The sequence below is a fragment of the Aequitasia blattaphilus genome, assembly GCF_024721305.1.
Taxonomy (GTDB): domain Bacteria; phylum Bacillota; class Clostridia; order Lachnospirales; family Lachnospiraceae; genus Aequitasia; species Aequitasia blattaphila.
The window spans coordinates 201,806-215,293 of record NZ_JAMXOD010000003.1 but is presented as its reverse complement, the minus strand read 5'-3'; the positions used below and the strand labels follow the sequence as shown (position 1 = coordinate 215,293).

Below are 13,488 nucleotides of genomic sequence, written 5' to 3'. Positions count from 1 at the left end.
TTTTTTATCACGGGGAAAAATGACCTCGTGATGGATTGATAAGAGGAGTATATATATGCAGAAGATTATAGAAGATATAAATCGATTGTTCGTTGATTCAGGAGTTGTACTTGTAAAAGAAGGGCAGCTGATATTGGGTATTGCCATAGGGCTGATAGTTGCCTCATTTTTTATTTGCTTCTTTGGTTTTAGAATCCGAAGACTTCTTTCTATAGTATCAGGTGTTTTTGTGGGTGGATTTGCTGCATTAGTAGTTTATGCACTTGCGGATGTTACGGAATTAGTAATGGCAATTATTGGGTTAGGGTGTATTGTGATTTTTGCGGTTTTAGCCGGAATACTTGAGCGGTTGGGAATCTTTTTCATGATATTCATCTACTCATTCTTGTCTTTGCTTGCTGTTCTAATGCCTCAAGATATCACGATTCTCTTGATTTGTTTAGGCGCCTCTTTCTTACTGGCAATCTTAGCGGCAATCTTTAAGGATCCATTTGTTATTATTGTTACTGCAGTAGCAGGAGGCTTGTCATTAGGCAGCTATGGATCGATATTATTAAACTGGCAGGAAAACTACTTTTTGGTGTATGGAATTTCAATTGTTTTTATAATATTAGGTATGGTGGTACAGTTTTTATCTCATTCCAAGAAAATTGCGAAAAAGCAGAAGAAAAGAGCCCTTGAAGTACAACAAGAGCACTCCAGAGAATCAGAGGTGGAAAAAGCCAAGAGGCTTTTGGAAGATGACGATGATGACGACGATGATGATATTAAGTTTGTAGATGAAGAATAAGGAAAAAATAAGAATCGGAAACGTTGATTAACGAAAAGAGTGTGGTATAATATTTCTAGTGGAAACACATGAAAAAGGAGGCCTGCAAATGAGGTTAGACATGCATTGTCATGTAAAAGAAGGGTCAATAGACAGCAAGGTAGGCTTAGATGAGTACATTGGCAAATTAAAGGAACAAGGGTTTCAGGGGATGTTAATCACAGACCATGATACCTACAAGGGATACCGCTATTGGAAGAATCATATGGCGGGAAAAGCCCACGAAGATTTTGTCGTATTAAAAGGTATTGAGTATGACACTTGTGATGCAGGTCATATTATCTGCATTATGCCAGAAGGTGTTAAGATGAGACTTTTAGAACTCAGAGGATTACCGGTTTCAGTGTTGATAGAATTTGTTCACCGTCACGGTGGAATCTTAGGGCCGGCTCATCCTTGTGGACAGAAGTACTTAAGTATTACCAATACAAAGAGATACAAGAGACATCCGGAAATTATGGAAAAATTTGACTTTATTGAAACATTTAATGCCTGTGAGCCCCAGGAATCAAATGATGCAGCTCTTGAGCTGGCAGTAAAGTATAATAAGCCAGGATTTGGAGGGAGTGATGCCCACAAACTTGAGTGTGTTTCAATGGCCTATACCGATATACCCAAAGCAGTTACTTGTGAAACAGAGCTGATTTCTCAGATTAAGCAAGGTGCTTTAGTGGAATCTGGTGGTAGCCTATATACAAAGACAACAAAAGACAAAATCGGAAAAGCAAGCAGTCTCTTAATATATTCGTTTTGGATATATAATAAAATGGGAGAGCTGATAAAAAGAAGTAGAAGAAAAGCCAAGGGACATCTGGAAAATCCTATTGATCCAATCGATCCACTGGACGTAAATTTTATACACAGTATAAAACGATATAAAGTAGAAGCATGATAAAAAATAGGAAGGCATATGGAATGAAATTGATTCCATATGCCTTCTTTTTATCCTAGAAAATGCGAGATCCAATTTGAAAAATAAGGAAGCTTAAAAACCATGCTACAGCAAGTTGATACGTAATAATTAAGAGAGTTGTTTTTGTGCTTTTTAGTTCACGATGTATTGTAGCAACAGCGGCAGTACAAGGAATGTATAAGAGTACAAAGACCATTAAAGCATAGGCATTTACACTCCCGAAACCAATCCCGGATAAGGTGGTAATTAAGGTAGACATCCCGGCAGCGGTTGTAGCATTTGACACACTAAATAAAACACTGATACTGGATACGACAACTTCTTTTGCAGCAAGACCGGCTATAAGAGCCACGATAATTTGCCAATGACCAAGTCCTGTTGGTTTAAAGACAGGAACAAGTATTTTACCAATTGAAGCAGCCAGACTTTGGGAGACATCTGTAACATATCCTGTCATACCAAAGTTTAGTAGAATCCACAGAAGGATAGAGGCCACAAAAATAACGGTACCAGCCTTTGTAAGGTAATCTTTTACTTTTTCCCAAACATAGATTGTAATCGTTCGAATGTTAGGGGATTTGTATTCTGGAAGCTCAATGAGGAGAGAATGGGTTGCTTTTGTGCCATCAATTTTTGAAAGGACAAAAGAGGTCACAATCGCAAGTGCAATCCCCAACACGTAGAGAGAGTAACTGACAAACATTGCATTTCTTCCAAAAAACATAGAGGAAAATAAAACATAGACGGGAAGTTTTGCACTGCATGACATAAAAGGTGTAACCAAAATGGTTTTTACCCGGTCTTTCTTTGTTTCTAATGCACGGGTCGCCATTACAGCAGGTACCGTACAGCCAAAGCCAAGTACCATGGGTAAAAAAGCTCTCCCGGAAAGGCCTAAGAAAGACATAATGTCATCCATTACAAAGGCCACTCGTGCCATGTAACCGCTGTCTTCTAAAAAAGCAAGAGCAATAAATAGAATGACAATGTTGGGAAGGAAGGTTAGAATTCCACCTACACCGCCAATGATTCCATCTACCAATAAAGAGGTCAGCAAAGGACTGGTGTGAATCGCAGTTAATCCTTTTATGGTCATATCAGAAAAAGCCTCTAGTCCGATTTCAAAATATCCTTTTAACCAATCTCCAATAGTAAAGGTAAAAAAGAAAACCAGTGCCATTACACCTAAGAAAATGGGCAGTCCGAGCCACTTGCTAGTGAGATAGTGGTCGATCTTATCGGTTCGAGCAGTTTTTTCACTCTTATTTGCAACGACTTCGTCAACAATTTCTTCAATAAAATCATATTTTTCCTTAATAATCTCTTTTTCATTTCCTTCGTCAAAACCAGGAGGAAGTGAAAGAGGGTATTGATTTTTAATCTTTTTATCAGCCTCTAAATATTTAAGAGAAAGCCAACGGTAATTGCTGGAATCAGGATAAATTTTTTTCAATTCTTTGGTCAGTATATCAATTTTATCTTCGATTTCATCACTGTATACCATGGCATACTCCCGATGATGGTCGTGTGGATGACTTTCGCTTCCACCATGGTGATGAACAAGAGGACCAAGAGTTTTTTTGTCCTTGTGGTGAGCAACCGCATGCATGAGAATAGAAAGTCCTCTTTTTTTGGTAGCAGATACGGGAATGGTTGGAACCCCAATCATTTCAGGCAGGCGATGCAAATCCAGCTCCATACCTCGTTCCTTCACAATGTCCATCATATTTAGAGCCACTACCACTGGTTTTCCCAGTTCAATTAACTGTAGGGTTAAATAGAGATTTCGCTCCAAAGAAGAGGCATCTACCACATTTACGATGACATCAATATCATCTGATAGGATGACATCTCTGGAAACACTTTCTTCAATCGTGTAGGAAGAAAGTGAATAGATACCAGGAAGGTCAATCAGACGATAAGTTTCGTTTTCAAAAGTTGTTTTCCCCTCCTTTTTTTCAACAGTAACACCGGGCCAGTTGGCAACCTTTAAGTTCGCTCCGGTATAGGCATTAAAAAGAGTGGTTTTCCCGCAATTAGGGTTCCCCACAAAACCAACATTCAGTTGCGTACTCATAATTGACTTTCCTCCGATACTTCTATGTTTTGGGCAATATGTTTCCCTATTGCAAATCTTGTTCCACGAAATTTCACAGTTAGAGAACCTTTTTTCTCATTATTCAAAATGAGAATCCGAGTTCCCTGAGTTAACCCCAGAGCCTCCAGCCTACGCATCAAATTCAATTCTAAAGAAATATTTGTTACGAAGTAGGACTGATTACTTTTTCCTTGTTTCAATGTCATACAATATTACTCCAATCTCAAATGATAATAATTATCTTTAATGAAATTAATATATCATCATTTGACGGCTATGGCAAACATAAGTATACTAGAGAAGATAGAATGGAGAGTTGAAAATTATGAGAGTGTATGAGTGCTTATTATACTTTTTTATTTATGGATTTCTGGGCTGGTGTACGGAAGTGGCATTTGCTGGATTTAAAGAAAAAAGATTTGTAAACAGAGGTTTTTTAAACGGACCAATATGTCCGATTTACGGTGTGGGAGTGACAAGCGTAGTACTTTTAGCAAGTTCATTAGAACAGCAAGTACTGCTTTTGTATTTGTTTTCTGCTGTACTGGTAACAGTCCTTGAGCTGCTGACCGGTTTTTTGATGGATAAGTTATTTCACCATAAATGGTGGGATTATTCAACCTTGCCTTTTAATATTGGTGGATACGTATGTTTGCCATTTTCTGTTTTGTGGGGAGGGGCTTGTGTTTTCATTATAAAAGGGATACATCCTCTGATTCGAGGATTAGTACAGCGGATTCCAAGGACAGTAGTTATAGTATTGTTGTTGGTTTTGGGTGGACTATTAATCAGTGATATTGTAGTGACCACTATTGCTGTTTCGAAACTGAACAAGAAACTGGAGCGTATGAACCGTATCGCAAAGGATTTGCATGAATTATCAGACAAACTAGGAGAAAATATATATGAGAAGGTTATGGATACTGTAGAGCTTCAAGAAAAAATAAAGAAACTAAGAGAAGACTATCAAAATGAAAGTAAGGGAAGCTTCTTACAGAAACGTATGCTAAGAGCCTTTCCAAAGATTGAGTCCAGAAAGTATAAGGAAAGACTCAATGATTTAAAGGGAAAATTGATGAATCTTAAGGACTTTAGGTAATTTGTTGCGTTAAAAATAAGCTTTATGGTAGAATAGCTCGTAGGAAATAGAAGGAGGAATAAGATCCGATGGGAATGACAATGACACAGAAGATATTGGCAGATCATGCCGGACTAGACACAGTAGAAGCCGGCCAATTAATTATGGCAGACCTGGATGTTGTAATGGCAAATGATATTACAGGGCCAATGGCGATACCTGTTTTTAACCAAATGGCAAAAAAAGTATTTGATAAAGATAAGGTGGTTTTAGTTCCAGATCACTTTACACCCAATAAAGATATAAAGTCTGCAGAAAATTCAAAATCCTTGAGAGAATTTGCAAAAGAGCAGGAGCTTACCCATTATTTTGAAATTGGACAGATGGGAATTGAACATGCAATCCTTCCAGAAAAAGGAATTACGGTTGCAGGAGAGTGTATTATCGGTGCGGATTCTCACACTTGTACTTATGGTGCATTAGGAGCTTTTTCAACAGGAGTTGGAACCACAGACATTGCAACGGGCATGGCAACTGGAAGATTATGGTTCAAAGTTCCGGGAGGGATTAAATTTGTTTTAAAGAACAAGCCTTCTCAATTTATTAGTGGAAAAGATATTATTATTCATATTATTGGAGAGATTGGTGTAGATGGAGCCCTGTACAGTTCGATGGAGTTTACAGGTGACGGAATTGCTCATTTGTCTATGGACGACCGTTTTACAATGGCAAATATGGCGATTGAAGCAGGAGCTAAAAATGGAATATTCCCGGTAGATGATCTGGCAAAGGAATATTTGGATGCCCACACGACGAAAAAGTATAAAATATATGAGGCAGATGAAGATGCCTGTTATGATAGAGTAGTAGAGATTGATTTGGCGAAGGTACGACCTACAGTAGCTTTTCCACATTTGCCGGGCAACGCAAAAACAATTGATGAAGTTGAAAAGATGGAGCCGATCAAGATTGATCAAGTTGTAATTGGTTCTTGTACAAATGGACGTATGGAGGATATGAGAAAAGCAGCGGCAATCTTAAAAGGAAATCAAGTACATAAAGATGTCCGGGTAATGGTCATTCCTGCAACGCAGCAGATTGTAAAAGATTGCTTGAAAGAAGGGCTGGTAGATATTTTCATTGACGCAGGAGCAACCTTTAATACACCGAGCTGTGGGCCGTGTATGGGAGGACATATGGGGGTTTTAGCAGCAGGAGAGAAGTGTGTATCGACTACTAACCGTAATTTTGTAGGACGTATGGGACATGTAGATTCATTGATTTATCTTGCGTCACCGGAGGTGGCAGCAGCAAGTGCAATTGCAGGATGCATTGCAAATCCGGAGAAAGTAGGTGGAAGATAATGAATGCAAAAGGACAAGTATTTAAATATGGAGACAATGTGGATACGGATGTTATTATCCCGGCACGTTATTTAAACTCTTTTGATGGGAAAGAACTTGCAGAGCATGTTATGGTAGATATTGACCCGGAATTCGCAGGTAAAGTGCAAAAGGGTGATATGGTTGTGGCTCTTAAGAACTTTGGTTGTGGCTCTTCCAGAGAGCATGCACCACTTGCGTTAAAGGAAGCTGGTGTAAGCTGTGTAATCGCAGAAACCTTTGCCCGCATCTTTTACCGTAATTCAATTAATATAGGATTACCAATCATAGAATCTAAGGAAGCTTCAGAAGACATTCAAAATGGAGATGAAGTTGAAGTGGACTTTGATAAAGGAATCATTTATAATCTTACACAAAACAAAGAGTACAAAGGACAGCCTTTTCCAGAGTTTATGCAGAAATTGATTGCAGCCGGTGGGTTGGTGAACTATACGAATGAGAATTCAGAAAGGTAATGAAAGCAATGAATTATACGAGTACAAGAGACAATAAGGTGAGTGTATCGGCCTCTCAGGCAATTCTAAAAGGATTGGCTTTTGATGGAGGACTATTTGTTCCGAAAGAGATTCCGAAGCTGGATGTGGATATTGAAAAACTTAAAAATTCTACCTATCAAGAAGTGGCTTACGAAGTGATGAAGCTATATTTAACAGACTTTACAGAGGAAGAGTTGAAGGACTGTATTACAAAGGCTTATGATCAAAAATTTGATACACCAGAAATTGCACCGATTAAAAAGGCGGCAGGAGCTTATTATCTTGAACTTTTTCACGGAGCAACTATTGCATTTAAAGATATGGCACTTTCGATTTTGCCTCATCTATTAACGACTTCAGCAAAGAAGAATATGGTGAAGAAAGAAATTGTGATTTTAGCTGCTACCTCTGGAGATACTGGTAAGGCGGCAATGGCAGGCTTTGCAGATGTTGAACAGACAAGAATTATCGTGTTTTATCCCAAGGATGGAGTCAGTAAAGTGCAAGAAATGCAGATGCTTACTCAAAAGGGTAAAAATGTAGATGTAGTGGCAATTGAAGGAAACTTTGATATGGCACAAACTGGTGTGAAAACTATGTTTGAGGACACGAGATTAAATGCAGAACTAGAAGAAAAGGGATACCAGTTTTCTTCAGCGAATTCAATTAATATTGGACGGTTGGTTCCACAAATTGTTTATTACGTATATGCCTATGCAAATTTGTTGAAGACAGGAGAAATCCAAGAGGGTGAGAAAATTAATGTTGTAGTACCTACAGGAAATTTTGGGAATATCCTTGCAGCATACTACGGGAAGGAAATGGGGCTTCCGATTGATAAACTCATTTGTGCATCGAATGAAAACAAAGTACTTTTTGATTTCTTTTCGACAGGAACCTATGATCGAAACAGAGAGTTTTTATTAACATCATCCCCATCAATGGATATTTTGATTTCCAGTAATCTGGAGAGACTCCTTTATTTAATTGCAGGACAGGATGCAGAAAAAGTTCGTTCTTTAATGGCAGAGCTTAAAGTAACGGGTGCATACACCATTACGCCAGAGATGAGAGAAAAGCTGCAAGATTTTATCGGCGGTTATGCTACAGAAGAAGATACCAATGAAGAGATTAAAAGAGTTTATGAAGAGTGTGGATATGTGTTAGATACCCATACAGCAGTCGCTTCTTTTGTTGGTAAGAAGGAAGCTACAGACAAGAAAACTGTAATTGCATCTACGGCAAGTCCTTATAAGTTTGTAAAGAGTGTAATGAGTGCGATTGATAAAAAGTATGGAAATGAAGATGAGTTTGAGCTCCTTGAAGAACTTCACAAGATATCCGGAGTGGCTCTTCCAGAAGCAATTAAAGAAATCTTAGATGCGAAGCCACTTCATGACAAGGTGTGTAAAGCAGATCAGATGGAAGCTATTACAAAAGAAATCTTGGATATTTAAGGGAGAGCGAATCAATGGAATTTTTTGGTGTTATTACTTTATTGTGTGGTTTGTACTGTATTTATAGTTTTTATAAAGCAAGGGTTCAAGGGAATTTGGAAAATTACGTTTTGTTACCCAAAAACGCAGATATTAGTAAAATTAAAAACAAGGATGAATATATAAGGAGAACCTCTATACCTCTCTTGATTTTAGGTATTGTGGTTACCTTAGCAGGGGCATGCGACTTATACAATTCCCAAACAGGAAATTTAAAGACATTGAATATTATTTTGTATTTTGTATCGGTATTTTCTGTAATTGTTTTTCTTATTTTAATTCGAAAATGGACCAAGGAGTTCCTTTAAGAAATTGGTTGATGAATTGGACTTTGAATAGTATAATGTAGTTAGAACCTGGAATGCACGATAACTTCTATTATTTTGAACCTACAAAACTTTAAACGGGAACCCTATTATCTCCGTAATATGTCAGGCCGCTCATTGAGTAGGCGGAAGACAGAAAAACGGATGCGGATACCCACCTAGCAGTAGCTAGGAGTCAAAATATAGGAGCCGGCATTTTGGGGACTATCAAAGAATATAAGGCAGTCGTTTTAAACGCGACTGCCTTTTGTTTAGGATGAGATGATGAACGGAAAAAAAATCAAGAAAAATGTTGTGAAATTCATAGAAAATGTTGAGGAACATAAGGTGGGGGCTTTTGCAGCACAGTCCGCTTTCTTTTTTGTGATCTGTATGATTCCAATTATTCTGCTTCTATTTACAATGGTAAAATATACACCGTTAACGAAAAGAGATATTCTGTCTTTGTTGTTACAGCTTTTTCCAGACTCGGTTTCCAGTCTGGTTACCTCTATGGTGAACCAGGTGTACAATCAATCCCTGACTACCATTCCCTTTACGGTAATTGCGGCGGTATGGTCAGCTGCAAGGGGTGTTATGGCCGTTAGTACAGGATTGAATAATGTATATACCACGAAGGAAACGAGAAGTTATGTTTATATAAGATTAAGAGCCGGTGTATATACGGTGTTTTTCATATTTATCTTTGTGTTGATACTAGTTGTTTCGGTGTTTGGTCGCTCATTAAAAGATTTCATCATTAGTCATGCTCCATTTATGGAGCAGGCAATTGAAAAGATTTTGCAAGCACAGAGTCTTTTGACGCCCATTATTGTGCTGGCCTTTACACTGCTTATTTTTTCGTTTTTACCAAACAGGAAAACGAAACTGCGATTTGAATTGCCGGGAGCAGTTTTTACAACCATTGGATGGATTACTATTTCAACAGTCTTTTCAATATATTTAGATATATTTAAAGGGTTTGCATCCATGTATGGAAGTCTGACCACCATCATTTTAATCATGCTGTGGATGTATTTTTGTATGTATTGTATTTTACTGGGTGCAGAGCTCAATGTTCTGTGGTTTCCAAAGGCAGAGGAAGAAACAAAAAAGGAGCTTGACAATTAAAAGTGCTGTGTTAAAATAACTAAGTATATAAAGGCTGTGACCACGCAAAGTAAAGATTCGTTTTCCAGAAGAGAGAGAAGTTCGTAGGCTGTAAGACTTCTTAGGTTCAAACGATGATTGAATTTCCCGTGTGAGCCGCATTTTTGAAAAGAAGTAGGAAATGCCGTTTGGTGCACGTTATGCATATCATGAGTGTCTGTGAAAGTTGCAGGAACTAGGGTGGTACCGCGAGAAATACTCGTCCCTTATCTTTAAGATAAGGGACGTTTTTTATGTAGAAAGGAAGTAAATTATGAAAGAAAAGTTGAAAAAATTGCAGGAAGAAGCAATACAATTGATTGAAGAATCAGTGACGCCAGAGACCTTAAATGATGTTCGTATTAAGTACCTTGGGAAAAAAGGTGAATTGACAGCTGTTTTAAAAGGTATGAAGGATGTAGCGAAAGAAGAGAGACCTAAAGTTGGACAATTAGTGAATGAATCAAGAGAGATTATTGAACATGCTTTAGATTATGCAAAAACCGAAATGGAAAAAGCAAGAAGAGCAGAGCAAATGAAAAAAGAGGTTATTGATGTAACCCTGCCTTCTAAGAAAAATATGATTGGCCACAGACATCCAAACACGATAGCTTTGGAAGAGGTGGAGAGAATCTTTGTTGGGATGGGATATGAGGTTGTAGAGGGACCGGAAGTAGAATATGACCTTTACAACTTTGAAAAATTAAACATACCGGCAGATCATCCAGCCAAAGATGAACAAGACACTTTCTTTATTAATCCGGAAATTGTGTTAAGAACACAGACTTCCCCTGTACAAGCCAGAGTGATGGAACAAGGGAAGCTCCCGATTCGTATGATTGCACCGGGAAGAGTTTTTAGATCAGATGAAGTAGATGCTACTCATTCACCATCCTTCCATCAGATTGAAGGTCTTGTTGTAGACAAGAAGGTCTCTTTTGCAGACTTAAAAGGAACACTTGAGGTTTTTGCAAAAGAACTCTTTGGGGAAGAGACAAAGACGAAGTTTCGTCCTCACCACTTCCAGTTTACAGAGCCAAGTGCAGAAGTAGATGTTTCTTGCTTCAAATGTGGTGGAGAAGGCTGTCGTTTCTGTAAGGGAACGGGATGGATTGAAATTCTTGGATGCGGAATGGTTCACCCCCGTGTACTGGAGATGTGTAACATTGATCCAAATGAATATTCCGGGTTTGCTTTCGGTGTTGGACTAGAGCGTATTGCGCTTTTAAAATACGAAATTGATGACATGCGTTTGCTTTATGAAAACGACATTCGCTTTTTAAAACAGTTTTAGGAGGAAATGAATAAATGAATACATCATTATCATGGATAAAGGCATATGTGCCAGATTTAGAGGTTACACCAAGAAAGTATACAGATGCAATGACACTGTCTGGAACGAAGGTAGAAGGATATGAAGAGCATGACAAGGATTTGGAAAAAATTGTAGTTGCTCAGATTGAAAAGATTGAGAAACACCCAGATGCAGATAAATTGGTTGTTTGCCAGGTTAACGTAGGAGATGAAATCATTCAAATCGTTACAGGAGCTCCAAATGTAAAGGAAGGAGATAAGATTCCAGTGGTTTTAGTTGGCGGAAGAGTTGCCGGCGGACATGAACCAGGAGCAAAAGTTGCAGGAGGAATCAAAATTAAGAAAGGGAAATTAAGAGGTGTTGAAAGCTTTGGAATGATGTGTTCCATTGAAGAGCTGGGATCCACAAAAGAGATGTTCCCGGATGCTCCTGAGGATGGAGTATATATATTGCCAGAGGATGCTCCAGTAGGGGAATCGGCTATTCAGTACTTAGGTCTTGATGATGTGGTCTTTGAGTTCGAAGTTACATCAAATCGTGTGGACTGTTACAGTATCATCGGGTTGGCAAGAGAAAGTGCTGCCACATTTAATAAAGAATTTCATTTGCCGGAAATCAAGGAAACCGGAAATGGTGAAGATGTAAATGAGTCTATTAAAATCCAGGTGGAAAATAAGGAGCTATGCCCAAGATTCTGTGCCAGAGTTGCCAAGGATATTAAGATTGGTCCATCTCCAAAATGGCTGAGAGAGCGCTTGGTATCCGTTGGTATTAGACCAATAAATAACCTTGTGGATATCACCAATTACATTATGGAAGAATATGGACAGCCCATGCATGCTTATGATTTAAGCACTATTGAAGGCGGAAAAATCATTGTGAAAACAGCGAAGAATGGTGAGAAGTTTGTAACCCTGGATGGACAAGAAAGAGAGCTGGATGAAACCATGCTAATGATTTGTGATGCCGAAAAACCAATTGGCATTGCCGGAATTATGGGTGGAGAAAACACAATGATTACCGAAGAGGTTAAAACGGTATTGTTTGAGGCAGCCTGCTTTAATGGAACAAATATCAGAAAGTCCAGTAAAAAAATAGGTCTTCGTACAGATGCTTCTGGAAAATTTGAAAAAGGACTGGATCCTGCCTCTGCTGTGGATGCGGTAAACAGAGCTTGTCAATTAGTAGAAGAGTTGGGGGCAGGTGTGGCTTTGTCTGGTATCGTAGATGTGTACAGTGGAGAAAGCAAACAGATTACCGTACCTTTTGACGGGAAAAAGATTAACGAAATGCTGGGAACAGATATAGCAGAAGAGGATATGATTGATATACTGGATAAAATTGACCTTGTATACAATCCTGATACGAAAGAAATCATGGTACCAAGCTTCCGGCAGGATATTGAAAGATTGGCAGACTTGGCAGAAGAAGTTGCAAGATTTTATGGATATGACAAAATACCAACTACTCTTCCAAAAGGTGAGTCTACAATCGGAAAGATTTCCTTTAAACTTCGAGTTGAAGAAGTTGCAAAAGATGTAGCAGAAGCATGTGGGTTTAGTCAAGGCATGTGTTATTCCTTCGAAAGCCCTAAGGTATTTGATAAGCTTTTGATTCCAGAAGATTCAACATTAAGAAATGGGATTAAGATTTCGAATCCATTGGGGGAAGACTATAGTATTATGCGCACGACGCCTTTAAATGGTATGCTCACTTCATTGGCAACCAATTATAATCGTAGAAATAAGGATGTACGTCTTTATGAGCTAGGGAATATTTATATTCCAAGAGATCTTGATAAAAATGAGCTTCCAGATGAGAGAATGCAGTTTACATTAGGCATGTATGGAGTAGGAGATTTCTTTTCTATGAAAGGAGTCGCAGAGACTTTTATGGAAAAGGTGGGATTAAAGGAACGGGAAACTTACTCCCCAGACTCTAATATTCCGTATCTTCATCCAGGTCGTCAGGCAAACATTCTATACCAGAATCAAGTCGTTGGTTATTTGGGAGAGGTACATCCAGAAGTGGCAGATTCTTATGGTATTGGTGAAAAAACCTATGTGATGGTCATTGATATGCCTTTCATTGAGGAAAAGGCATCATTTGAGAAAAAATATGAAGGAATACCAAGATTTCCAGCAATAACAAGAGACATCAGCATGGTAATGAAAAAAGAGATTATGGTTGGAGAAGTCGAAAAGATTATTGAAAGCAATGGTGGAAAATATCTGGAAAGCTATAAGCTTTTTGATCTCTATGAAGGAGAGCAAGTCGAAAAGGGATATAAGTCGGTTGCTTATTCTATTGTGTTTAGAGGCAAAGAAAAAACCTTGGAAGACAAAGAAATAGCAAAAGCAATGGAAAAAATCCTGCAATCTCTGGAGGCGCTGGGAATTTCTCTCCGTAAATAGGAAAGAGGTAAA

Annotated in this window: 12 protein-coding genes, 1 other RNA gene and 1 other annotated feature; of the genes, 11 read left to right on the top strand and 2 right to left on the bottom strand. The window is 38.4% G+C overall.

Going from position 1 to position 13,488, the window contains the following annotated elements; genetic code table 11:
* Positions 1 to 55 precede the first annotated feature (55 nt).
* Positions 56 to 790 carry an ABC-2 transporter permease gene (locus NHH15_RS03550; protein ID WP_262065269.1) on the top strand — a complete coding sequence of 245 codons (735 nt, stop codon included), beginning with the start codon at positions 56 to 58 and terminating at the stop codon, positions 788 to 790.
* Between the two features lie 88 nt (positions 791 to 878).
* Positions 879 to 1,721, top strand: a complete 843-nt coding sequence (locus NHH15_RS03545) for a PHP domain-containing protein (RefSeq protein ID WP_262065268.1) — start codon at positions 879 to 881, stop codon at positions 1,719 to 1,721.
* Positions 1,722 to 1,776: 55 nt separating this feature from the next.
* Here NHH15_RS03545 and feoB read toward each other — a convergent pair whose 3' ends face one another.
* The gene (feoB, locus tag NHH15_RS03540; RefSeq protein ID WP_262065267.1) at positions 1,777 to 3,819 is read right to left on the bottom strand and encodes a ferrous iron transport protein B; all 2,043 of its coding nucleotides are present in this window, start codon (positions 3,817 to 3,819) and stop codon (positions 1,777 to 1,779) included.
* Positions 3,816 to 4,046 carry a FeoA family protein gene (locus NHH15_RS03535; RefSeq protein ID WP_262065266.1) on the bottom strand — a complete coding sequence of 77 codons (231 nt, stop codon included), beginning with the start codon at positions 4,044 to 4,046 and terminating at the stop codon, positions 3,816 to 3,818. The genes feoB and NHH15_RS03535 overlap by 4 nt, the downstream gene beginning before the upstream one ends.
* Positions 4,047 to 4,165: 119 nt before the next feature.
* On the opposite strand from NHH15_RS03535, the gene NHH15_RS03530 reads away from it, so the two are divergent.
* The 9 genes from NHH15_RS03530 (at position 4,166) to pheT (ending at position 13,476) form a co-directional block, all read left to right on the top strand.
* On the top strand, positions 4,166 to 4,939 hold the full coding sequence (locus NHH15_RS03530) for a putative ABC transporter permease (protein ID WP_262065265.1): 774 nt from the start codon (positions 4,166 to 4,168) through the stop codon (positions 4,937 to 4,939).
* A gap of 68 nt (positions 4,940 to 5,007) precedes the next feature.
* Positions 5,008 to 6,282, top strand: a complete 1,275-nt coding sequence (gene leuC, locus NHH15_RS03525; RefSeq protein ID WP_262065264.1) for a 3-isopropylmalate dehydratase large subunit — start codon at positions 5,008 to 5,010, stop codon at positions 6,280 to 6,282.
* Positions 6,282 to 6,776, top strand: coding sequence for a 3-isopropylmalate dehydratase small subunit (gene leuD / locus NHH15_RS03520; protein WP_262065263.1), 495 nt, complete (start codon positions 6,282 to 6,284; stop codon positions 6,774 to 6,776). The genes leuC and leuD overlap by 1 nt, the downstream gene beginning before the upstream one ends.
* On the top strand, positions 6,776 to 8,254 hold the full coding sequence (gene thrC, locus NHH15_RS03515; protein WP_416386571.1) for a threonine synthase: 1,479 nt from the start codon (positions 6,776 to 6,778) through the stop codon (positions 8,252 to 8,254). The genes leuD and thrC overlap by 1 nt, the downstream gene beginning before the upstream one ends.
* 14 nt (positions 8,255 to 8,268) lie before the next feature.
* Positions 8,269 to 8,601: a hypothetical protein gene (locus tag NHH15_RS03510; protein WP_262065261.1), complete on the top strand. Its 333-nt coding sequence runs from the start codon at positions 8,269 to 8,271 to the stop codon at positions 8,599 to 8,601.
* Between the two features lie 42 nt (positions 8,602 to 8,643).
* A non-coding RNA gene (gene ssrS, locus NHH15_RS03505) (6S RNA) lies at positions 8,644 to 8,827 on the top strand.
* A gap of 56 nt (positions 8,828 to 8,883) precedes the next feature.
* Positions 8,884 to 9,729 (top strand): YihY/virulence factor BrkB family protein, encoded by an 846-nt coding sequence (locus tag NHH15_RS03500; RefSeq protein WP_262065260.1) that lies wholly within the window; start codon positions 8,884 to 8,886, stop codon positions 9,727 to 9,729.
* A 27-nt stretch (positions 9,730 to 9,756) separates the two neighbouring features.
* Positions 9,757 to 9,978, top strand: a binding site (T-box leader).
* A gap of 43 nt (positions 9,979 to 10,021) precedes the next feature.
* Complete coding sequence (locus NHH15_RS03495; RefSeq protein ID WP_262065259.1) at positions 10,022 to 11,041, top strand: phenylalanine--tRNA ligase subunit alpha; 1,020 nt, start codon at positions 10,022 to 10,024, stop codon at positions 11,039 to 11,041.
* 14 nt (positions 11,042 to 11,055) lie between these two features.
* The gene (gene pheT, locus NHH15_RS03490) at positions 11,056 to 13,476 is read left to right on the top strand and encodes a phenylalanine--tRNA ligase subunit beta (protein ID WP_262065258.1); all 2,421 of its coding nucleotides are present in this window, start codon (positions 11,056 to 11,058) and stop codon (positions 13,474 to 13,476) included.
* Positions 13,477 to 13,488 lie beyond the last annotated feature (12 nt).

Bases quoted from the DNA above. Each gene is read 5' to 3' on its own strand.
- NHH15_RS03550 (WP_262065269.1), top strand. From the start codon at position 56: ATGCAGAAGATTATAGAAGATATAAATCGATTGTTCGTTGATTCAGGA.
- NHH15_RS03545 (WP_262065268.1), top strand. From the start codon at position 879: ATGAGGTTAGACATGCATTGTCATGTAAAAGAAGGGTCAATAGACAGC.
- feoB (WP_262065267.1), bottom strand. From the start codon at position 3,819: ATGAGTACGCAACTGAATGTTGGTTTTGTGGGGAACCCTAATTGCGGG.
- NHH15_RS03535 (WP_262065266.1), bottom strand. From the start codon at position 4,046: ATGACATTGAAACAAGGAAAAAGTAATCAGTCCTACTTCGTAACAAAT.
- NHH15_RS03530 (WP_262065265.1), top strand. From the start codon at position 4,166: ATGAGAGTGTATGAGTGCTTATTATACTTTTTTATTTATGGATTTCTG.
- leuC (WP_262065264.1), top strand. From the start codon at position 5,008: ATGGGAATGACAATGACACAGAAGATATTGGCAGATCATGCCGGACTA.
- leuD (WP_262065263.1), top strand. From the start codon at position 6,282: ATGAATGCAAAAGGACAAGTATTTAAATATGGAGACAATGTGGATACG.
- thrC (WP_416386571.1), top strand. From the start codon at position 6,776: ATGAAAGCAATGAATTATACGAGTACAAGAGACAATAAGGTGAGTGTA.
- NHH15_RS03510 (WP_262065261.1), top strand. From the start codon at position 8,269: ATGGAATTTTTTGGTGTTATTACTTTATTGTGTGGTTTGTACTGTATT.
- NHH15_RS03500 (WP_262065260.1), top strand. From the start codon at position 8,884: ATGAACGGAAAAAAAATCAAGAAAAATGTTGTGAAATTCATAGAAAAT.
- NHH15_RS03495 (WP_262065259.1), top strand. From the start codon at position 10,022: ATGAAAGAAAAGTTGAAAAAATTGCAGGAAGAAGCAATACAATTGATT.
- pheT (WP_262065258.1), top strand. From the start codon at position 11,056: ATGAATACATCATTATCATGGATAAAGGCATATGTGCCAGATTTAGAG.